The sequence below is a fragment of the Streptomyces sp. NPDC025806 genome (genome assembly GCF_055558275.1).
The window spans coordinates 57,975-78,885 of sequence record NZ_JBVHMU010000015.1 but is presented as its reverse complement, the minus strand read 5'-3'; the positions used below and the strand labels follow the sequence as shown (position 1 = coordinate 78,885).

Below are 20,911 nucleotides of genomic sequence, written 5' to 3'. Positions count from 1 at the left end.
ATTCCTTCCGAGGATGATCGGGCGGTTGGGGCGTGGTGCGAGGGGAGCAGGTACGGGCCGGTGCCTCTGCCCGGTAGACCGGTGGTCTGGCGCGGCCCGGTGATCAGGGGGCGTCGCCGCTCATCCGGCGTTGCAGCTCCCACAGGGTCCGGAACAGCCCAGGCTGCTGGGTGAGCTGGGCGTAGGTTCCCTCCTGGACGATCCGCCCTTCGTTCAACACCACGATCCGGTCGGCGACAGCCACGTTGGTGAGGCGGTGTGTGATCAGCAGGATTGCGCGGTCCTTTGCCAGCTCGCGCAGGCCGGCGAAGATCCGGTGCTCAGCGCGGGCATCGAGGGCAGCCGTGGGTTCGTCCATCACCAGCAGTGCCGCCTGCCGGTGGAACGCGCGGGTGAGGACAAGACGCTGCCACTGCCCGCCGGAGAGCTGCTGTCCGCCGAACCACTCGCTGGTCAGGAGGGTGTTCAGGCCCGAGCGGAGCCCTGGAAGCATCTCTGCGGCGCCGGATGCCTCGCAGGCGGCGAGCAGGGCGGCGTCGCTGGTGTCGCCCTGTCCGAAGGTGATGTTGTCGCGCATCGTCAGCGGCAGGTAGGTGAACTTCTGCGGCACGAGGGCGACGTGCTCCCACGACCGCCACGGGTCCAGGTCCGCGGTGGAGGCGTGGTCCCAGGCGACGTCGCCCTCGGTAGGCAGCAGCAGTCCGCACAGCAGGCGCGAGAGGGTCGTCTTGCCGGAGCCGTTCTCCCCGACCAGTGCCACGATCTCCCCGCGCCGCACGTGCAGGGAGACGTTGCTCAGGCTGTCCTTGGGGGCGCCGTCGTAGCGGTAGGTGACGTCGCGGACCTCGAAGCGCTCCGGGGCCGCGGGGACGGTCGCGGCGCCGCGGGAGTCGGCCATGGCCTGGCCGTGGGCGTTGTCGAGGAAGTTCTGCCAGTCCTGCACGTACCAGCCCGTGCGCACCAGGCGGGCTCCGCCGTTGATGATGCCGCGCACCGAGCCGGTGGCGGTCTGCAGGGCGAAGACGGCGCCACCGCCGGCTGCCAGGCTCATCCGCCCGGAGGCGAGGAGCCACAGCAGCGCCGCCCACACCGCAGTCGAGGCGATCCCGCCGGCCACTGCTCCGGCCAGCCCCATCCAGGCACCGGTGTTCGCAGCCTTGCGCTCGGCGGCGTTGACCGAGGCGGCCAGCCGCCGGTACCGGCCGATCAGGAAGGGGCCGGCGAGGCAGGCGCGCATTTCCTCGCTGGATTCCTGATAGGCCATGTGCCAGCGCAGCTTGCCCAGCATCCGGCGCCGTCCGGAGGTCTCGAGTCCGGCTAGGTAGATCACACGGGCGGAGCGGACGTAGGCGGCGGCCTGCGGCAGGCAGGCGAGGAAGAGAAGGGGAAGCAGCAGGGGGTGCAGGACGGTCAGGACGGTGGCGCCGGCCGCGAGCGTGGCGGTGGCTGCGAGGACGTCTTGCGCTTCTTCGACGAGGTCGGGGGTGACCTGGGCGCCGCGGTCGGCGATGTCGTAGGCGTCGTTGTAGCCGGGTTTGTTGTTCGCGGCCAGTTCCGCGCCGAGCGCGGCCTCGATCATCGTCAGCTCCGCCGCCCGTCCGAGCACCGGGCGCAGACGGCCGGTCAGCCAGACAACGGCGATGCCCAGCAACGCGCGCAGGCCGGCGGCGGCGGTGATTACGGCCAGCTGCGGGGCGGCGTCCCACAGCCGCTCGGTGATGTCGCCCGAGGAGATCAGTGCCGTGATCGTGCCCGTGACGGCGAGGAGACCGAGGGCCGCGAGTACTCCGGTCCCGATCTGGCAGATGAGCAGGCCGATGGTCGCGAGGCGGTCCACGCGCCAGGCCATCTGCACCGAGCGCCGCACCAGTGCGGGCAGCCGCCGCGCCATGGTGCGGGAGGTCAGTTGGGAGCCGGCCTGGAGCCTCGACTCGTCGCGGTAGAGGTATTCCTCTTCTCGAACACCGGCTCTCTGCTGTTCGTCGTCCGGCGCGGTTCCCTTGGAGGGTTGCGGAGGCTGGTCCTGTGTAATGGCCGAGGTCATCGTTCCCCCTAGGACGGTCGCTGCGGCTGAGTCGTGAGGTCTAACGACGTGGCTGCGATATCGAACACACGTCATTCGGTCGTGCTGTGAAGCCCGCTATCTCCTGCGTCCGCAGACCTCGCAGGCGCCCGATCCCAGGTCTGGCTTGGAACGGTTGCGGGCAGGAAATGGCCGAAACGCCGACACCGCCAAACCGTGTGGGCAGTACGCCGGGGCACAACGGTCGTCCCCTCCTAACCGGGATCCCGATCGGCCTGCAGCAGCCTCTCCAGCTCCCTCTCGGCGTGGCCGACCGCGCCTGTCAGGGCTTCGTGGTCGTGGGCGGACAGGGCGCCGGCTCCTAGTCCGGCCGCGGCGATCACCGCGGTCAGTGTGGCTGTCGCCTGGTCGTCCACGGCGGACGCGGCGCCGGGGTGGTGCAGCGCGTCTCGTGCTGCGTAGGCGTCGAGTCGGGCGACGCTGACGAGGGCGTCGAGTATCTGAGCGGCATGGCGTCCGGTGCGGTCCAGCTCCAGGGCTGACAGAGCCGTCCGGGTCTGGAAGGCGGCGGTCGGCGGATCGGGGTGGACGAGGAGCTGGACGGCTTCATCAAGGGTGTGGTCGAGGTCGGCTTCGGGGACGGGGGCGTCTGCGGGTCGGCAGTGGGCGTGCAGGAGGAGGGCGACGGCTGTCTCCCAGGGCTCGGTGGGCTGGGTGTTGTCGATCAGGTCGCGGGCCTGATGGTCCAGTCCCTGTTCCATGAGGGCCATGGCCTTGATCTGGCGGCCGTCGAGGAGCCGGTTTCCGATGCCGCGGTGCTGGGCCATGGCGTTGGCGGCATCGGTCCATCGTCCGATGCGGGCGAGGGCGCGGGCGCCGTCCACGAGCAGGGTGACGTACAGCTCCTGGCACACCGCCTGGTGGTCCTCGTCCGTGCCGGTCAGGGCCGAGAGGTCGACGGTGCGGCCGTCGATCTCGGTCTTCTCCTGGTGCCGCGCGGCATGGTTGAGGCGGACCAGCAGGTCGTAGGCGGCTTCCCCTTGGCCGTCGCGGGTCAGCAGCCGGGAGAGGTTGACCAGCGGCATCAGCGACATGACGGCGACCCGTCCGCTCAGGCGTCCGGCGTCGGCGAAGACCCGGTGTTGGCGCCAGCACAGATCGGTGGCCAGGTCGGGCAGGCCGACATCGGAGGCGATCAGCGCGGCGTAGTTGAGTACCCCGCAGGCGCGGGCCACCAGGTCGTGGTGGCTCGCACCTGCGGGAGCGACGGTCAGCCCCGTGAGGTGGTTGATGCGCTCCTCCAAGGGGAGCGCGGGCGCCTTGGTACGGCGGACCAGAGGGATACGGCTGGCTATCGCGGGGATCATCGGCTCAGCCCTTGCGCGCCCAGTCGACGACCAATCGGCTGTAGGGCTTGTCGACGACGAAGCGCGGGTCGTCCGCCGTCAGCCGGTCGCGCGAGTCGGCGGTGGCCATCCGGAAGCCCGGTTCGGGGGCGTCGTTGCCGCCGGTCGCGTCCCAGGCACGGATCTCGTCCACGACGCGCTCGGCGAGGCCGGCGCCGCCCGAGCCGTGACCGATCACACCGACCTCCCAGTACCGGCCCTTCTCGTCCTCGCCTTCACGAATGGTCAGGTACGCGAGCGACCCGCCGTCGAGGGCGGCCATGGAGCCCCAGCCGAAGTGCGGGGTGAACCCGGGGCGCTGGCCCGGCAGCCGGGACAGGCCGTTGGGCAGCACGCAAGCCAGGTACAGGTACAGCCACTCCCACGCCGAGCCCTGCCGGAACTTCACTCCGGTGTAGAGCTTGGTCTGCTGCTGGTCGAGGACAGTACGCAGGGCATCGCGGTCCACGTCCTGCTCGCTGAACGTCTCCAGGCGGACGGTGCCCTCGCCGGCCATCGGCACGAGGGTGTACACGTCGTCGCAGACGCCCTTGCGCAGCGGGATGAAGGTGGCCATCTCGCAGGAGACGGTCTTCCACGTCTCCCCGTCGCGTTCGAAGGCGAAGGAGCGGGAGATGCTGCCGCGGATGCGCATCGGGAGGACCAGGCGTCCGCCGGGGGCGAGCTGGTCGAGGATCTTCACGGGGACATCGCCGGCGCCGACCGTGAACTGGATGCGGTCGTAGGGGGCGTGCTCGGGCAGCCCGGCCGCGCCGTCGGCCATGACCGCGGTGGCGTTGTCTACGCCGGCCTCGGCGAGGTGCTGGCCCGCGCCGGCGACGAGGTCCTGGTCGACGTCCAGGGTCCACACCTGCCCGCCGGGGGAGACGATCTTGCCGAGGAGGGCGGCGTTGTAGCCCGTGGCGGCTCCGGCTTCCAGGACCTTGTGGCCGGGCTGGGCGCCGAGCTGTTCGAGCTGGGTGGCGACAATGGACGGTGCGGAGATGCAGGAGATCATCTCTCCGTGCTCGTCGTGCTTGATCGGGACAGCGTCCTCCTTGTACGCGCTCTCCAGGTCGACGCCGGGCAGGAAGGCGTGCCGGTCGGTGGTGCGGAAGGCGTCGATGGCCGCCTGGCTGCGCAGGTGGCCGCTGTCGACGAGCCGCTGGGCGAGGGCTTCGCGCAGCTGACTGGGGTTGGTTTCGGGTGTCACGGTGGTCTCCATTCGGGGGAGGCTAGGGTCCGCGGGGGCGGACTTGCGGGTAGACACGTCGGAGCCTTCTCCGGTGGAGAAGGCGACGTGACGGCCGAGCCACGCGGTGGCGGCCTGCGCGTCGGCAGGCACGCCTGCGCGGTTGAACGCGAAGATCGCGTGATGGGCGAGGACGCCCCGGATTCCGCGTATCAGTCGGCCGTCGGCGGCGAGCTGACGCAGGCGGCGGCCGGCGTCCTCGAACGCGGCGACCCTCTCGGCCCAGCCGGCTTCCGCGTCCGGGCGCAGGGCGGCGTCCGCGTTCATCAGGCGCCGCATTGCGGAGACGGCCCTGTCCAGGGCGAGGCCCTGGGGCGGGGTGACAGGGGGACGCAGGGCGGCCCACCGGGCGTACACGTCTCCGGCTTCGAACGGGTCCAGCCCGGCTTCGCGGATCATGGCGGACAGCAACATCACGCTGCGCTCGCGGGCGCCGGGAGACCCGGTCGCGGCGAGCGCGGCCGGGCTGTCGGCGCAGAACACGTCGTGCGCGACCGCCATGCCCTCCATGCCGCCGAAGGCATAGGTCTCCGGCTCGTAGATCCCGCCCGTCCAGCCGGTGATCACGCGGTCGGCGACGAGCTGGTCCAGCAGGCCGCCGACGGGCTGTTCGATGCGCAGGCGCACGCCGGCGTCCTTGCGCAGGAAGTGGAAGCGGTACCCGGCCAGCGCGGTCGCCAGCGCCCGTGCGGCGTCCGCGCGCGGGACGGGGAAGGCCACGGAGGCGTGCCACCAGGGCAAGTCCGGGCGGATCGGCAGGTTCTCATCGTCGAAGGTCATGGGCAGGAGGCTCCTTGCGAGACGGCAGGGCGGCGGTCAGGTGAGCAGGAGGACGCGGGACCAGCCGGTGTTGTCGGTGGCGTTCAGGGCGAGTTGGGCTCCGGCACGGCCTTCCATGAATCCGGGTTTGGGCAGGCGTTCCCAGTCGGCGGCCAGCCGCCGGTGCAGGTCGTTGATGATCGGGGTGAAGCCGTCGGGTGCGGGGCTGTCGGCCGCGACCGCGCGGGTGAGCGCCAGCAGGCCGGCCCATCCGTGGCAGAGCGTGGAGTCGGTGATCCGGGCGAGGCACAGCGGGTCGGTCAGGATGGCTGCGACGGTGTCCTCGGCCGCCCGGCGGCGGACGGGGTCGCCGAGGGCGAGCGCGGCGAGCTGCTGGGCGCGGGCGATGCCGGGCTGGCCGTAGCACCAGGACTGGCGGGCCGGTTCCGCCTCTGGCGGCTGCTCGGCGTCCAGGTGCGCTGCGGTGGACCAGTAGTGGGCGCCGTGCCGGTCGAGCCAGGTCACGAAGGTACCGACGGCTTCCTCCTGCCCGGGGACCCTGACGCCTTCGCGCAGGGCGAGGGAGAGCACGGCGAGCGGCCCTGCGATGCCGTGGGCCATGCCGTTGTTGCCGTGCCCGCCGGCCATTGGCTGTCCGTCCGGGCCGGTGGCCGACCACCACCCGGGCAGCGTCCGGTCGTCAACGCGGGCGCGGCGTGCGAGTGCGACGAGGCAGGCGAGCACGTCGGACAGCTGGGGAGCGAGCGGGCGCCGGGACAGCAACAGGGCGGCGAGCCCGGTCATGCCACGGATGAGGTCCCATTCGGCGAGATGGGGCAGCGCGCCGGCCGCCTGACGGCGGTGGGCGGCTGCGAGCCGGGCGTCCACGACGCGGTCGACCGCCGTACGGATGTCGTCGTCAGCTGCGTGGGCGCGGGCCAGGACGAACTCCAGGGCGGGTGCGCCGTGGAAGAGGCTGGCGTTGCTGCCGGTGCTCACGCCTTGGGCGGTGGCCTGGGTGAGGTGGCGGCGGGCGGTGGACAGGTCACGGCGCTCGATGTCGAGCAGGGCCATCCCCAGGGCTCCCTCGGACAGGTCCTGCGTACGGGGCACGGTCGTCGTGGTCATGAGCGCCTGGCCAGGGGTACGACGATGCTGTGGGCCCGGCCGCCGATCCACCCGTCGGCGTCCACCGAGGGAGCCTCGTGCAGAGTGGCGATCCCAAAGGGACTGGCGTCCAGATGCGCGCGCAGCAGGTCTAGGTCGACATCGCGAGTGAGATCCAGGGGCAGCTGCTGGTCGTCCTCGGAGAGCAGCACCCGCTCCGGTACCCCGGACCGGCCCCGCCAGGCATGAAGTTGGTCGGCCCACTGCTGGAGTGGTGCGGAGCGGGTGGGCAGCGTGCGGCTGCGGATTTTCCACCGGGCGGCGGTGAGGATGGTGCGCCGGTAGGTGAGGGCCGGGGTGAAGGGCAGGGCCCAAGCGGCACCCCAGTCGAACCAGGTCACCTGAGGGGAGGTCGCCCGGCTGATCTCGCCGAGGAAGCGGGCAATCGGCGGGGTGTAGTTGTTCCACAGGAAGTTGATGGCGGTGGGGGCCAGCAGCTCCAACGGCTTGCCCGTCGCGGACTCCACCAGCTGGGGGCGTCCGTCCGTGACGGTGACCGAGAGGTCGCGGGGGAAGAGGACGTGTGGTTCGGGACGGCGGAATTCGCCGACACTGACGACGCGGGGCAGGGCCTGCGGGGCGCGTGTGAGTAGGTCGGCCGGCACCCGTCCGGCGTGGAAGGAGAGCTGTGCGAGTTCGGCCTCCGGATCGGCGGTGGGCAGGTTCGCGTACGCGGCCTCGGAGCCGGGAAAGAGGTGCCAGAACCGGCCGGTCATCGATCCGGCCGAGCGGGAGACGGTCAGCACGCGCAGCCGGAAGTCGCCCCGGTCCAGAGCAGGGACGGAGGCGGCGTGGACCTGCGCGGCCAGTTCGAGGTGAGGCGCCAGGTCGCGGGGCTTGTCGCCGGCCGCTGCCTCCAGTTCATCGATCATCGCCCCGGTCACCGCGACGGTGCGGCTGCCTTCGGTGGCGGCAGTGCCAGCCAGCTCCAGCAGCAGGCGGTCGCGCCGGGACATCGGCCGGGGCGGTTCGCTCGCCGTGACGAATCCGGCCGGGAAGCCCACGCCCCGGTCAGGGTCCGTCACCGCCTCCACCGGCACCGCGGTGTCCTCGCCGTAGCGATCGGAGAACTCGTCGATCCACCGACGCCAGGTCGGTGTCCCGGTCGGATGGGTGACCAGGCGGGCCAGGACGGTCGCCGCAGTCTCCACCTCGGTCAGCACCTGTTCGGGCACCCGCACATCGGCGTCCAACCGCACGTCGCACGCTGTCCGCAGGCCGGCTGTCTGCGCGCGCTCCGCAGGCCGTAAGACGTCGGTGGGGTCGACGACGGTGGCGGGTGCGCGCAGCGAGGAACGCAGCAGCCGCACCCGCAGCAGTTCACCGAGCAGCCGGTCGCGCGCGGTGGCGTCCACGGCAGGGAACTCCGCGGCCAGTTTGGCGGACAACTGGCGGTACCCGATGGGCGATCGGGCCAGGTCGAGTACGAGACGCAGCGCGGGGCTGAGAGCGAGGCGGAATTCGGCGTCGCCCTCGGAGGGCACGTGGATGTGCTGGTCGCGCTGTTGGATCAGGGTGTTGACGCAGACCTCGGCGTCGGCCATGTGCGCCGCGTCGCTCTCCCAGGCACTGAGCATCTCCTCGAGCCCGGTTGGCTCGGGGCGGGCAACGGCCTGGTGCTCGTCGCCGATGCGGACGGAGGTGGTCTGGTCGAAGCCGAGTGGGGCGACGCCGGCGAACAGGCCGTACGGTGTGGAGCGGTGGGCGTAGCGGATCGCGTAGCGGGCGGTGGCCAGCGCCGCCCGGCGCATGCGGCGTGCTTTCGGAGTGCGGCCGTCGATGATGGCCTGCACCTGGTCCGCCAGGTGAGGGCTCGCCCGCGACACGGTCCGGCGAAAGTCGGTGTCGGACCACACCGTGCTCAGCCACGTGCGCCACTCGTCCACGGGCGCCGTGCGTGCTGGCCAGGGCGGCATGGCGGGCTCGGTCGTGTGGACCGCGGCGCGCAGCATGGCCTTCCCCGCGGCCTCGTACAGGCTGCGCCGGTGCCGTGTCATTCAGCTCTCCTCATCTTCTGCGTGGCGGCGGGGGCAGGCCGGACGGGGGGAACCCCCGTCCGGCCTGCCTTGCCCGGGTGATCCGGCTACGAGGTGGTGCAGGCGCTGGGGCAGGAGCTGCCGCAGGTGTCGCCCGTGCTGCACATCAGGACCGTCTCGGTCGCCGGCGTGCCCTCGATGAACGTGATGTCGAGCCCGAACGGGTCGTCATCGGGTGTCACGAGGTTCGCCTGCTTGGAGGTGGTCGGCCTTTCGGCCTGGATGGCGGTCATACATGCCTCCTAGGAGTGGTGGATGGTGCGAGATGCCGAGGCCCGGCCGGGCCTCGGGGTTTAACTGCCGGACGTCGACGGGCGCGAAGCCGCCTGATCAGTCGCGTGTCCGGGGTCGGTGTGGTGCTCTCAGGCAGCTGCGGGGGATGCCTGCAGGGTCGCGTCTTCGGGGATCAGTCCGAGAACCTCGACGACCGCGGCCCCCAGGCACGCGGTCCTCCACACCCGGTAGTCGGACTCCTGTGCCTGCTCGGCCAGCGCGGTCACAGCCGTCAGCCGCAGCAGCGCCTGGACGTGCCGGTCACCCGGATGCTGCTGCGCTGCCAGAGGGAGCAACTGCTCGGCCGCAGCCGTCAGCGCACTGAATGTGCGAGCGAGGGCGTCGGGGTGGGGCGTAGACCGCGTATGCCACCATGCCCAGGCTTGTCGACGCATCTCCACGATGCTGTCGCGCCGTAAGTCAGCATGGGGCAGAGCCCCTGCTGCCAGCCGGGGGAGAAGGACGGTCAGGTCTGAAGGCTCTGCGGTCTTGAACGGGAGCGCATGGCGGACCCTTGAGCGTGTCCCTTGGTAGGCCGTGACCGCTTTCTCCTCGTGTAGCACACGGAGGGCCTGGGTGACGACGACTGTGGGGGTGACGAGGAGGCGTGCGAGGTCGCGCCGAGTGGGCAGGGTGGTTAGTGGCGGATATACGCCTGCCTGGATGAGCAGCCGCAGCCAGTCCGTCACGCGGCTGATGGGGTCGGGCCGTGTTGTCTGCTCGCCGGCAACCCGCATTCGATTCCGCTGGGAAGGCGTCACCAGCCCTTCCTGCTCCAAGTCCTTGAGGGCCAGTTGCACGCGGCCGAGAAGGTTGCGCGGACACCCCATCTCGGCGGCGATCCGTCCGGCGGACAGGGAACTGCCCGGCAGGTAGGTGCCGTTGTTGATGCTCTCTCGGATGTGGTCGGCGACCTCTCGCACCCTCGGCCCTCGCTTAGAGGCTTCCAGCAGAGCTCGAAGAAGGACCTGGGCAGCGATGGACAAAGCCACGACATCCACCTCGCCCTCGGGCTTGCGCATGTCGGCGATGATCTTCCGCCAGCGAGCTTCGTTGGAAGGCGATCCACTGGCCTCACGAAGCCGGTCCTCGGCTACTGCTAGCCACGGGTCGACGAACTCTCGGATCAACATGCGGTCGGACCGCGCGTTGCGATTGATCGGGAGGTTCAAGCGCGCGAAGTTCTGCAGCGCAACCAGGATTTCGCTGTAGGCGGGCTCGTCGCGCGCCGGCATTTCGGAGGCGCAGGCACTCGTAACGGGCATGGGGTGAGCGCGTGGCAGCGCCCTTGCACTTGAGCTGGGGGCGATGGTGGTCATGGCGGGATTCCTCGTTGAGTTCACCTGGTGGTTGTCGGACGCAGGAGTACGGGGACGGTGGTGTGTCCGTTGCTGATCAGGCTCGGCAGCCGCGGCAGGTCCTCGTAGCTGGTGGCGAGCTGGGCGTCGGGGAAGCGCTCGAAGAACAGGCGGAGCGCTGTTGCGACTTCGAGGCGGGCCAGCGGGGCACCGAGGCAGAAGTGGACGCCGTGCCCGAAGGCGAGGTGCTCCTTGCTGATGCGGGTGGCGTCGAACTGGTCGGCGTCCTGGTGCAGGTTGGGGTGGCGGTTGGCGGCGGCGTAGGAGGCGAGGATGGCGTCGCCGGAGGGGATGGTCTGCCCGTCGGGAAGCGGGATGTCGGCGAGGGCGTACCGCAGTGGCAGGTGCTTGACCGCGGGCTGGTGCCGCAGTGTCTCTTCGACGATGTCCTGCCAGGTGCACTGGCCGTCCCGGACGTGGGCGAGCTGGCGTGGGTCGGACAGTAGTGTGGTGAGGGCCTGGTCGATGACGTTGACCGTGGTCTCGTACCCGGCGCTGATCATCAGCAGGAGCGTGTCGCGCAGTTCGGCGTTGCTGAGGGCGGAGCCGTCGCCTTCCTCGTCGCGGGTGGCGATGAGTAGTGAGGTCATGTCCTCGCCGGGAGTGGTCCGCTTGGTGGCGATGAGGGCGTCCAGCAGGCCGTAGAGGGCTGCGGTGTTGGCGGCCTGTTCGTCGGCGGTGAGGTGGGTGGCGAACACGTTGTCGACCACAGAGCGGAACTCGGCGCGCTGGTCGGCGGGGACGCCCATGAGCTGTCCGATGACGGCGATCGGAAGTGGGTAGGCGAGGTACTCGCGCAGGTCGACGCTCTCTCCGGCCGGGCGTGCGGCGAGGTCGTCGAGCAGGCCGGTGACCAGGGTCTCGATGTCCGTCTTGAGCGCGGCGGTCCGGCGGGCGGAGAGGGTGGGGGCGATCATGCGGCGCAGGCGGCTGTGGTTCGCGCCGTAGGCGGTGAACATGTTCTCCACCGCGACCCACAGGGCCAGCGGCCAGGTGGTGACGGTGTCTGCGAAGGCCGGCCAGTGGGCGCGGGCGTCCTTGGAGACGTCCTTGCTAGTGAGCAGCTGCTTGAGGAGGGCCGGGTCAGAGACGGACCAGGCGCGCACACCGAGTATGTCCACGAGGGTGGCGGGGCCGCGCTCGCGCAGGGCCTGGTGTTCGGCGTCCGGGTTGCTGCCGGTGGGGTCGAGGACAAGTATCTGCTGTTCGGGCACAGCGAGGTCTCCTTCAGCTGGTGGAGAAACGGACCGGCAGGGTCACCAGGGAGCGGTGGAAGGGGCCAGGGCGCCAGGTGAGGTCCTCGCGGCTGATGGCGAGGTCCATCTCGGGCAGGGCGTCGAGGATGTGGAGGATGGCGGTCTCCGCGATGAGGTAGGCGTGCGAGCTGGCCGGGCAACTGTGCGGGCCGGCGCCCCACGCGAGATGGGCGCGGTTTCCCAGCGGAGCCCGCCCTAGCGCGGCGTCGTTGTTGCAGGCGGTATAGCTGATGACCACCGGCTCGTTAGCCGGAAGCAGGTAGCCGCCGACGTCGGCCGGGCGGGGCGGGTAGCTCATGGAGAAGTTGGCGAGCGGAGGGTCTCGGTAGAGGACCGTGTCCAGGGCTTCGCGGACGGAGGAGTCGCCGGCATGCAGGTCTCCGGAGAAGTCGGGGTTGGTGAGCATCTCCAGGAGCGTGTTGGTGATCAGGTTGGTCAGCGGCTCGATGCCGGCGCCGTAGAGGGTGACGAGCTGGTGGCTCATCTCGGCGTTGTCGAGCCGGGCGATGTGGGCGAGGAGGCGGCTGGTCACGTCGTCACCGGGATGCGCCCGGCGCAGGGCGACGAGATCGCTGACGGCCTGACCGAGGATTTGGTTGCCGATCGTGGCGTTCACCCCGTCGAAAATCTTGGACATGCCGTCCGCGATGCGCTCGCCGATCTCGTCGGGGCAGCCAAGCAGGTGGCTGAGCGTGTGGAAGGCGAGCGGCCAGGCGTACTGGGCCAGCATGTCGGCCTTCCCGTCGAGAGCGAACGCGCTGATCGTCCGGGCGGCGACCTGCTCGACGTGATCGCGCAGTGCGTGCTGGTCGACAGCCTTGAGCGCTGCGGTGTTCGCGGCCCGGTAGCGGGCGTGCTCGGCGCCGGCGGAGCGAAGGGCGTTGGGCCGGTACTCCATCATCGGCCGGATGGGGCACGTGTCCGGAACGGTGGTCTGCCACCGGCGCGGGTCGGCAGGGAAGCGTTGCGGGTCCCCGAGAATGCGGCGGGCCGCCTCGTAGCCGACGACCAGGGTGGCGGGCACGCCAGGCGCCAGGTCCACCGGGACCAGGGGACCGAACTGCTTGCGCATGCGCCGGTAGAAGTCGTGCGGGTCCTGGGCGAATTCCGGCTCGTACAGGGAGATGCGAGGGAGTGCGGTGCTCACGGTCGGTGCTCCAGACGTACGAGGTATTTGGTGAGCTGGATCAGGGCCTGCATGCACGACGCCCGCTCGCGCGCATCACAAACGCTCAGCGGCGTGTGCCCCTCCAGGGCGAGCGCCTCGTGGATCTCGGCGAGCGGGTAGTGGGGTGCGCCGTCGAACTGATTGACCGCGACCGCGTAGGCCACGCCGTTGTCTTCGAGCAGGGCGAGGATCTCGTGGGAGGCATCGAGATCGCGGGGGTCCACCAGGACCAGGGCGCCGAGGGCGCCGACGATCAACTCCTCCCACAGGAAACGGAACCGGGCCTGGCCCGGGGTGCCGAATAGGTACAGCACCAGGTCGTCGGCGAGATGCTTGCGCCCGAAGTCGATGCCGACAGTGGTGGTGGACTTCCCCGGCGTGCGGGCCAGATCGTCGACCGGGGAGCTGGCCCGGGTGATGGTCTCGTCCATGCGCACGGGCGGTACTTCGGAGACGCTGCCCACGAAGGTGGTCTTGCCCACGCCGAAGCATCCCGCGACCACGATCTTCGCGGTCTGCGTCACCGTCGGGGCGACGAACCGGTCAGGGGGCAGCGATGAGGCCATGAAGGACCCTTTCGAGCAGTGAGGTGGACGGGGCATCGTCGGCCTGTGCTTGGGCGAGCGTCATCAGGCCGAGTCCGATGAGGTCGGCGACGAGGATGCGGGCGGCCGAGGACGGCAGGTCGAGTGCGGCGGAGATGTCGGCGACGGACAGGCCGCCGCCACGAGAGTCGGCAAACAACCCCAGCAGGCGGCGTCCGTCGGCACGAAGTCCGGGGTGGGTGCCGGTCGCGGCGAAGACCACGCTCTCCAGACGCACATCCGTGCTCGGGCGGGTACGTCCGCCCGTGCGGACATACGGCCTGACCAGATCGGGATCCAGCCGCGGCCTGCTCATGCCGGCGGTGCTTCCGCGCCGCTGCTTACCCGGGTCTGGACACTCAGCTGCTTTCTGACGCTGCCTGCCAGCCGCAAGGCCGCCTCGCTGATCACGCCGATGTCGACGTGAGGGCTGCTGGTGCCGACGGCGAGAACCGTGTTCTCTCCGGCCGGGATGAGAAGAGAGATGTGGTCGACCAACTCCATGACGAGCTGGCGCACGCCCCCGCCGCCGATCTCGTGGTCGAAGGACCGTGACGACGCCCACAGGGTGGAGGTGATGGCGGCGATCTTCTCCGCCTGCTCCCGCGGGAGGCGGGGCGTGTAGTCCGGGTTCATGCCGTCGGCCGAAACCAGCACGGCGTATTCCACGCCATCGGTCTCCTCCAGACGCTCCAGGAGCCAGCCGATGTTCATCTCGCTCATGCCTCGTGTCCTTGCTCATCAGGGTTCAGGGAAGGGGTGCCGTCGAGGTCGCCACGTGCTGCCTGGGTACCGCGCGCCCAGTCGACGATCACGCTCGCTCGCCCCGGCTCCGCATTGACCGGGCGGCGGGCCGGACCAGATGCCCGGGGGCCGCGTCGATTGCGCACCGTCAAGCCGCTGGCCGTCGTCCCGGCAGCGGCCGACGCATCGAGGCGCTCCTCGGCCAGCGGGGGTGCCGGTGCCGGGACGGGCTGCGGGTTCCGCGCCGGCGAGGCCAGCGCCAGACGGGTCTCTGGGACCGCGGCGAGCGCGCCCTGCGGAACGCTGTGCTTCGCAGGCATGGGGTCGGCGTCGTCCACGCTGGTGAGCAGGTCCTGGGGCAGGGTGAGCAGCGCCCGGGTGCCCAGCAGCGCGTTGGGGGCTTGCACCTCGACGCGGAAGCCGTAGGAGCGCGCGAGCGCGGCGGCGACCCGGAATCCGGTCTTGGGCTGTGGGCCGAGCTGCGTGATGTCGTCGGTCTGCTGGCCGGTGAGGATCTCCCGTGCTTCGTCGAGCTGTTCCGGCGTCATCTGCAGGCCGCTGTCGTCCACGATGATGGTGACCGCGTTATGGCCCTGCTCGAAGGAGACGTGCACGTGGGACGACGGCGGGGAAAACCGCAGCGCGTTGTTGAGCAGGAGGGCAAGGGTGTGCACGACGGGCCCGACGACGCGGGTCTTCACCGCGAGCGACAGCTCCTGTGGCTCCACGCGCCTGAAGTCCTCGACGTAGCCCATCGCGGCGCGAACGACATCGGTCAACGTGGTGGTGGTCCAGTGCCGGGTCAGCTTCCCACCGGCCAGAATGGTCCAGCCCTGGGCGACCAGCAGCGTCTGTTGGACCGTGCGGTCGATCTCGGTCAGTGTCTCGAAGACGGCATCGTCCTGGTGTTCCCGGATTCCCGTGCTGACTCTGCGGCTGGTGCGGGTGGCCAAGAGCACCAGTGCCGACGACAGGCTCCGCACCGCGGCATCTGTCGACCGCACGGCGTTCGCCTGCACCCGGGAGATCTCCGCCTGCGCATCGGTGTGCGCACGGCGCAGCTCCTCCGCTCCGCGTGTCCTGACTTGGTCGATCTCCTGGTGCGCGGCGTGCTCGACGTCCCGGACGATGACCTGGGCAAGACTGGCGGTCGCCCGGACCGCGAGCTCCAGCCGTTCGCCGAGCGCGGTGCCGGCCAACTCCGGCGCCAGAACAGGCAAGGCAGCCTGGCCTCCAGCCCTGTGGATCTGCGGCAGCGCCTCCTGGATCAGCCGGTCCAGAGCCTGCTCGGTGGCCTGCTTCTCGCGGGCCAGGAGATGCGCCTGCTGCCGTGCCGCGAGCCGGTCGCGACGAGCGACCCAGGCTGCCGCTCCGGCGACGACCGTCATGAGGACGAGAGTGGTGATGACGAGCGTGTTCATCAGGCACCCACCGCCATGAGGACGTACGCCTCAGTCGCAGACGCTCCCGCGCCACGCTGCTGCACTCGCGCGGATCCACTGCCCCCGCTGTGGATGAATGCCTGAGGGAAGTCGCGCAGCAACGCTCCAAGAAGAGCCAGGGGCGGTGTCACGGCGCGCCGGACGCAGTGCACCGTGAACGCGCCGATCTGCGGGGGGCGCCTTCGGCGGCGGCCGGACGCGGCCGGCCGTGTCGGAAACGCGCTGTCAGACATGGGAATCCTTGTCAGTGGGTCGGGCGGCTAAGCGTGCTGCGGCGTCGGGGTCTGGAACTTCTGGCGCGGACTGGAGACGTTCTTGAGCGTGGCGCTCGGCCAACTCGGGGCCAATCACCAGCCGTTCTACTTCCGTTCCACTTGCGTACCGCCGACAGCTCTCCCCGTGCCTAGGTGAGGGGAGGGCTGTGTCGACAGCAGGTTCGCTCTGCTCTGTTGGTGAGTCCTCGCTCAGCGGAGCGACTCGGCGAGCTGGTCTTCCACCCCGCAGGGTCAGCCACGCCATGGGGCCGAGAATCAGCGAGATCAGAACTGCTCCGGTGATGGTCATGGTCGGGGCACCGACGCGGCCAGAATCAAGCAGGCGAAGGCAACCGCGAAGACCGATCCGCGCAGCAGGTTGATCCCCGGCTTCCGCCAACGCCGTCTCTGCGTGGGCTTCGCGAGGTCAACACCGCGAGCTGGCACGGTCGAGACAAGAGCCTGCGTTGCCTCGGCCAGCATGATCAGATGCACTTTGCTGGGCATGTAGCCGTCCGGGACGTCCTCCGAAGCGAGCCGCTGTGCGCCGCGCAACCCGGGCGCTCCCGGCGGGAGCAAGAGCCCGAGTTGGCTGATGTGACCGCGGAGGCGCTGCGCGAGTTCCTCTACGTCCTCAGCACACTCCGGCAGTGGCGCTGCCTCGTCCAACACGAGTGCCACCGTCTCCAAGGCGGCTGCCGACGGATCACGCTGCTGCCTCGACACGGCGCCGGTCATAACCGGTCTGTCAATGGCAAAGCGCCGGCGGAAAGCCATCGGAAGGCGCACGACACAACTCCTCTCGGGCATGGCGGTCAGTGCAGCCATGCGTTTACCTCGTCTGCGGTTTGGATCTGGAACTGCCAGGAACGCAGGCCGAAGAGGACCAAGTCGGCCGTAACGTCGCCAGCGGAGCACTGCTCGCCTATCTGCGCAGCGGCCTCCCGAGGGATCACGGCCTCCCCGCGGGGACGCGGAAGACGCACCAGGTCGTCTTGCCGTCCTCACTGACGCCCCATGCGTCCGCGAGGGCCGTGACGAGGAGCAGGCCGCGGCCGGAGTCGTCGTTGTCTTTGGGGGCACGTAGGCTCGCCGGAGCCGGACTTCCGTCGGTGACCGCGACGTGCAGTTCGTTGTCTGCGTACTGCGCCCGTAGGGCGACGTCTCCCTCGCCGTGTTCGATGGCGTTGGTGACCAGCTCAGAAACGGCGAGTACCACGTTGTCGGCTAACGGGCCGTGCATCTCCCAAAGCCCCAGGAAAGCTCTGGTGATTCGGCGCATGGCTCCGACCCGACGCCGGGAGGGAGCGAAGGCCACCTCGAAGGCGTGCGACGTCCGCGGCAGGGGCGGCATCGCCGCAGGCGCGACTGCTGTGGCCAAGGTCATCGGGAGCCTCCCAAATGGACAGGTCGGAGTAGAGCGCGAGGCACGGGCCCCTCGGGACGTTCAGCACCTGTGACCTGTCGCAGCCACTGACCAACGTCAGGCGGGCACACATCACGCGTGACGCTGGAGCTGTCCGTGAAGGAGTTCATGTGGGGTACTCCCGCTCGTCGTGAGGCTGGCCTACTAAGAGCGAACCGCGTGGCCGGTGGAATCGGCATGGGGTCAAGGGCTTGGTGGTGGTCAAGGTGGTCAAAGATCGTTTGTCGTTCGTCTGCTCTTCTTGGCGGGACCGTCATGCCGGTCTGCCGCGGAGTGCGCGAGCAGTCCGGTGCCGTGTGGAACAGGTAACTCCGCGTCTGCAGCGGCTGGTTAGGGGATGAGGTGCGGAACAGAGGCGAGTCACCTAGGGGGTTTTGGTGAGTCCTTTACCTAGCTGTGCGTGCGCAACGGTCTACGGTGCGGTCATGGATGCCACGCGCAACGAGGCTCTTAGAGCGTGGATGGAAGACCATCGGTACAGCTCAAACAGCCTGGCCAAAGCCGTAAATGAAGCCCTGGAAGACCTCACCGGCAAACTCGGAACGTACGACGGCCGTCATGTCCGGGAGTGGCGATCCGGGCGCGTTCGATGGCCCAACACGGCTACGAGGAAGGCCCTGGAGGACATCTCGGGGATGTCCGCTGTCGACTTAGGGTTCGTGCCACGGGGCCGCTCCTCTTCCACGGCAGCCCCACCGCAGGAGGACCCCATGCACCGCCGCACCCTCGTCGCTGGGACTATCTCGGCGGCCGTGGCTGCCGCCACCCCAGCCACCGCCTCATCGCGCAAGATCGGCATGAGTGATGTCGGACGGCTTCAAGAGAAGTTCGCTGCCGTGGTCGCCAGCGACCACAAGCGCGGCGGACAACTGGACATCGAGAAGCGCGCCGTCGACCTTGCCAGCGCAGCCCTGAATCTCCAGAACTCGGGAAGCGCAACCCAGCGCGTGCGGAGCAGTCTCTACGCCACCGCGGCGAGCTTCCGATCTTCTGCGATGTGGGCTGCCATCGACGGCCGCCGCTTCCAAGACGCCGTCGCCCACATGCGGGAAGCCCAGGCGCTCGCCGAGTTGTCCGGGGATCAGGGCATCAAGTTCCGAATCTGGTCGCACGCCGGCAGCCTCTACCGGCACATGGGGCGCCCCACGGACGCCCGAGCAGCCAACGACGTAGCACGGCACCTGCACATCACGCGCCGTGACCCGATGTTCGCTTCTCTGGGTATGGCCCGCCAGATGGCTATCCAGGGCGCCGCTCACGAGCGGCGAGGTCTCCCGCGCACTTTCGACCAAGCGCACGAAGCCATGCATCGCGCTGATCCCGGTGCCTCCCGGCCGGTATGGCTCCTGGCATTCTACGACGAAGCGGAACTTCACTCCCTCGCCCTCACCGCCCACCTCGCCGCGGGTGACTGGTCCACCGCCGAGTACCACGCGCACCAGTGCTTGGCCGCGCTCAGACCGCACATGAAGCGCTCACGCGCCATCGCCACCAGCCGCCTCGCACAGGCCCAGCTCGCACAGGGCGATGTCGACACAGCCACTGGCACGGCCATGCACGTTCCGGCGGAGGCGGCTACCCATCACCCCCGGGTATCGCGCATGCTTCAGGAGTTTGGTGCTGCCCTGCGAGCTACTGCACCGGGCAGTGCCAGCGCACGCATCTGGACCGAGCACACCGCCTCCTGGAGGGCCACCGCATGACCTCGGCACCTGCCATCGAACTCCGATCATTCACCGAACTGGAAGCCGTGCGCGGCGACTTGCTCGACGTTTACGCCGAAGTACGGGCACCTCTGCTCCACCTCGCGAACTATGCGGTCTCTTCTTTCGGCGAGCGGCTGGACCGGCACGGAGTCGAACCCGGCTTTCAAGCGGTCCTCGCCTACGAGGGCGAGAGGCCCGTGGGGTACGCCTACGGCAACACGATCGAGGACGGAGACCGGTACTGGCAGCGCACCAGCCCGGCACCCGACGAGAAATACACGGCGCACGCGGTCCTGGCGCTGAAGGAGATCGGCGTTTCTCCAGCGTGGCGAGGCTCCGGCGTAGCGCGACGCATCCACGACGCGCTCTTGGCCGGCCGGGAGGAGCCGTACGTGACGCTCATGGTCAACGAAGCAGCTGGAGACGGGAAGGTTCACGCCCTGTACCGGTCATGGGGGTACGAGGACATTGGCCACAGCCAGCCGTCTCCGGCCTCGCCGCGTCTCACCGTGATGATTCGCTCAACGGCTTGACGGTGCGCCACGCGGGATGCCTTCGGCTATCTTCCCTGCGCCACAGATCAGTTGAGCACTACTTTGGATCCGCGCCGTCCTGAGATTTGAGCCGGGCGGCTCGGTCAACGTGGTCAAAGATCGTTATCAGTGGCGGGGGCGCACGATGGCGCGCGAGAGGAACGAGCGGCTAGCCGCACTTCTTCTGGAAGCTTGCTGGACACGGGCACAAGCGGTATCCGCGTACAATCGGGTCGCCGCCGAGTCGCTGAACGGCGAGGTTCGAGAGAACTCGAAGATCGGCCGCTCCCACGTGAGCATGTGGGTCGGAGGCGTCCAGCCGACAGGGGTCGCGCCCGCTATCTTGTGCCAGGCGCTGACCCGTCGTTTGAAGCGTGAGATCACGCCGGAAGAAGCCGGGTTCGCAGCATCTACCTCACCAGCGCAAGGAGCGCTGGACTGGCGCGTCGATCCCTTGATCGCGCTGAATGAACTGGGGAGTGACGTGGACACGGACCGGCGTCGTGTGCTGGCGGGTGGTGTGTACTCCGCGGCGGCCCTGATCCTTCCGGAGGAGACCTGGTGGGACGCCATGTCGCGGCCCCCGGTGAAGGAGGCGTCGACGGGCAAGCGCGTCGGACGCGGGGATGTTGAGACCGTCCGAGAACTGACCTTGGCATTCTCCCGCATGGACCAGAAGCGCGGCGGTGGCCATGGACGCCGGGCGGTTGACGAGTACCTGAAGCACGAAGCCCACGACTTGCTTCAGGGGAGGTTCGCCGATGACTCGACGCGGCGCGCGATGTTCTCCGCCTCTGCGGAGCTTGCCTACGTGTCCGGCTGGATGGCCTTCGACAACAGCGAGCACGCGGTCGCCCTCCGGCGTTTCAACACCGCGGTGAAGCTGGCCGCCCGCTCCGGGGACGCCCCCCTGTGCGGACACATCCTGCGCGCCATGGCGCACCAGGCCCTGGACCTCGGGTTCCGGCGCAAAGCCCTCCAGATCGCCCAGACCTCCGTCTACGGCGAGCGGTACGCGGCAGCCACCCCGCGCGAGCGGGCGCTCTTGGGCGTAGTCCACGCGCGCACACTCGCCGCGAATGGCCACAAGCAGGAGGCGGCAAAGGCGCTGCTCCGAGCCGAAGACGACCTAGCTGACGCCAGCGAAGGGATCAGGGAGCCTGACCGGACCTTCTTCTTCGGCGAAGCGTCCCTCGCGCACGAGACCGCCTGCACGTTGCGGGACCTTGGCGATCCCCGGCGCGCGGTCAAGGAGTTCCGGCGCTCCGTGCGCACACGAGGCGCCGCGTTCCGGCGCACGCATGCGGTCACCCTCGGATACATGGGCGCCACGCAGATCGCGCAGGGCGGCGTCGAGGAGGCATGCGCGACATGGGCCAAAGTCCTCGACGCGATGGAGGGCGGTATCTACTCAGGTCGAGCCCGCCAGACGGTGGTCGACATGCGACGCCTCATGTCGCCCTACCGTAAGCGCGGCATCCCCGCGGTAGGGGCGCTTGACGCCCGAGCGGTGTCGTACCTGACCCAAGTAGATTGATCACCCGT

The 20,911-nt window shown here is 69.5% G+C and carries 18 protein-coding genes; 3 read left to right on the top strand and 15 right to left on the bottom strand.

Annotated features, from left to right (window positions below; all coding sequences use genetic code 11):
* Positions 1 to 103: 103 nt before the first annotated feature.
* From ACZ4E1_RS29320 to ACZ4E1_RS29250, 15 genes are all read right to left on the bottom strand, one after another.
* On the bottom strand, positions 104 to 2,044 hold the full coding sequence (locus tag ACZ4E1_RS29320; protein WP_467544988.1) for an ATP-binding cassette domain-containing protein: 1,941 nt from the start codon (positions 2,042 to 2,044) through the stop codon (positions 104 to 106).
* A 233-nt stretch (positions 2,045 to 2,277) separates the two neighbouring features.
* Complete coding sequence (locus ACZ4E1_RS29315) at positions 2,278 to 3,390, bottom strand: hypothetical protein (protein WP_467544985.1); 1,113 nt, start codon at positions 3,388 to 3,390, stop codon at positions 2,278 to 2,280.
* Between the two features lie 4 nt (positions 3,391 to 3,394).
* A complete protein-coding gene (gene fxlM, locus ACZ4E1_RS29310) occupies positions 3,395 to 5,440 on the bottom strand; it encodes a methyltransferase, FxLD system (protein WP_467544981.1) in 2,046 nt (681 codons plus the stop codon).
* Positions 5,441 to 5,476: 36 nt separating this feature from the next.
* Positions 5,477 to 6,547, bottom strand: a complete 1,071-nt coding sequence (locus tag ACZ4E1_RS29305) for a lanthionine synthetase C family protein (protein ID WP_467544979.1) — start codon at positions 6,545 to 6,547, stop codon at positions 5,477 to 5,479.
* Entirely contained in the window at positions 6,544 to 8,583 is a 2,040-nt protein-coding gene (locus ACZ4E1_RS29300; RefSeq protein WP_467544976.1) for a lantibiotic dehydratase family protein, read from the bottom strand. Before ACZ4E1_RS29300 ends, ACZ4E1_RS29305 begins: the two co-directional genes overlap by 4 nt.
* 86 nt (positions 8,584 to 8,669) lie before the next feature.
* Positions 8,670 to 8,855 (bottom strand): FxLD family lanthipeptide, encoded by a 186-nt coding sequence (locus ACZ4E1_RS29295; RefSeq protein ID WP_467544972.1) that lies wholly within the window; start codon positions 8,853 to 8,855, stop codon positions 8,670 to 8,672.
* A 129-nt stretch (positions 8,856 to 8,984) separates the two neighbouring features.
* The gene (locus tag ACZ4E1_RS29290) at positions 8,985 to 10,214 is read right to left on the bottom strand and encodes a GntR family transcriptional regulator (protein WP_467544969.1); all 1,230 of its coding nucleotides are present in this window, start codon (positions 10,212 to 10,214) and stop codon (positions 8,985 to 8,987) included.
* Between the two features lie 20 nt (positions 10,215 to 10,234).
* A complete protein-coding gene (locus ACZ4E1_RS29285; protein ID WP_467544966.1) occupies positions 10,235 to 11,467 on the bottom strand; it encodes a cytochrome P450 family protein in 1,233 nt (410 codons plus the stop codon).
* Between the two features lie 13 nt (positions 11,468 to 11,480).
* Complete coding sequence (locus tag ACZ4E1_RS29280) at positions 11,481 to 12,656, bottom strand: cytochrome P450 (protein ID WP_467544964.1); 1,176 nt, start codon at positions 12,654 to 12,656, stop codon at positions 11,481 to 11,483.
* Positions 12,653 to 13,243 (bottom strand): GTP-binding protein, encoded by a 591-nt coding sequence (locus ACZ4E1_RS29275; protein WP_467544960.1) that lies wholly within the window; start codon positions 13,241 to 13,243, stop codon positions 12,653 to 12,655. Before ACZ4E1_RS29275 ends, ACZ4E1_RS29280 begins: the two co-directional genes overlap by 4 nt.
* Positions 13,221 to 13,577 (bottom strand): DUF742 domain-containing protein, encoded by a 357-nt coding sequence (locus ACZ4E1_RS29270; protein ID WP_467544956.1) that lies wholly within the window; start codon positions 13,575 to 13,577, stop codon positions 13,221 to 13,223. The genes ACZ4E1_RS29275 and ACZ4E1_RS29270 overlap by 23 nt, the downstream gene beginning before the upstream one ends.
* Positions 13,574 to 13,984: a roadblock/LC7 domain-containing protein gene (locus tag ACZ4E1_RS29265; RefSeq protein WP_467544953.1), complete on the bottom strand. Its 411-nt coding sequence runs from the start codon at positions 13,982 to 13,984 to the stop codon at positions 13,574 to 13,576. Before ACZ4E1_RS29265 ends, ACZ4E1_RS29270 begins: the two co-directional genes overlap by 4 nt.
* Entirely contained in the window at positions 13,981 to 15,426 is a 1,446-nt protein-coding gene (locus ACZ4E1_RS29260; RefSeq protein ID WP_467544950.1) for an ATP-binding protein, read from the bottom strand. The genes ACZ4E1_RS29265 and ACZ4E1_RS29260 overlap by 4 nt, the downstream gene beginning before the upstream one ends.
* A 581-nt stretch (positions 15,427 to 16,007) precedes the next feature.
* Positions 16,008 to 16,529, bottom strand: a complete 522-nt coding sequence (locus ACZ4E1_RS29255) for a DUF6415 family natural product biosynthesis protein (protein WP_467544947.1) — start codon at positions 16,527 to 16,529, stop codon at positions 16,008 to 16,010.
* Positions 16,530 to 16,653: 124 nt separating this feature from the next.
* The gene (locus ACZ4E1_RS29250) at positions 16,654 to 17,055 is read right to left on the bottom strand and encodes an ATP-binding protein (RefSeq protein ID WP_467545332.1); all 402 of its coding nucleotides are present in this window, start codon (positions 17,053 to 17,055) and stop codon (positions 16,654 to 16,656) included.
* A 497-nt stretch (positions 17,056 to 17,552) separates the two neighbouring features.
* Here ACZ4E1_RS29250 and ACZ4E1_RS29245 point away from each other — a divergent pair, with 497 nt between their 5' ends.
* From ACZ4E1_RS29245 to ACZ4E1_RS29235, 3 genes are all read left to right on the top strand, one after another.
* Positions 17,553 to 18,830 carry an XRE family transcriptional regulator gene (locus ACZ4E1_RS29245; protein ID WP_467544943.1) on the top strand — a complete coding sequence of 426 codons (1,278 nt, stop codon included), beginning with the start codon at positions 17,553 to 17,555 and terminating at the stop codon, positions 18,828 to 18,830.
* Positions 18,827 to 19,366 (top strand): GNAT family N-acetyltransferase, encoded by a 540-nt coding sequence (locus ACZ4E1_RS29240; RefSeq protein ID WP_467544939.1) that lies wholly within the window; start codon positions 18,827 to 18,829, stop codon positions 19,364 to 19,366. Before ACZ4E1_RS29245 ends, ACZ4E1_RS29240 begins: the two co-directional genes overlap by 4 nt.
* Positions 19,367 to 19,511: 145 nt before the next feature.
* On the top strand, positions 19,512 to 20,903 hold the full coding sequence (locus tag ACZ4E1_RS29235) for a Tat pathway signal protein (protein WP_467544935.1): 1,392 nt from the start codon (positions 19,512 to 19,514) through the stop codon (positions 20,901 to 20,903).
* The last annotated feature ends 8 nt before the right edge of the window (positions 20,904 to 20,911 follow it).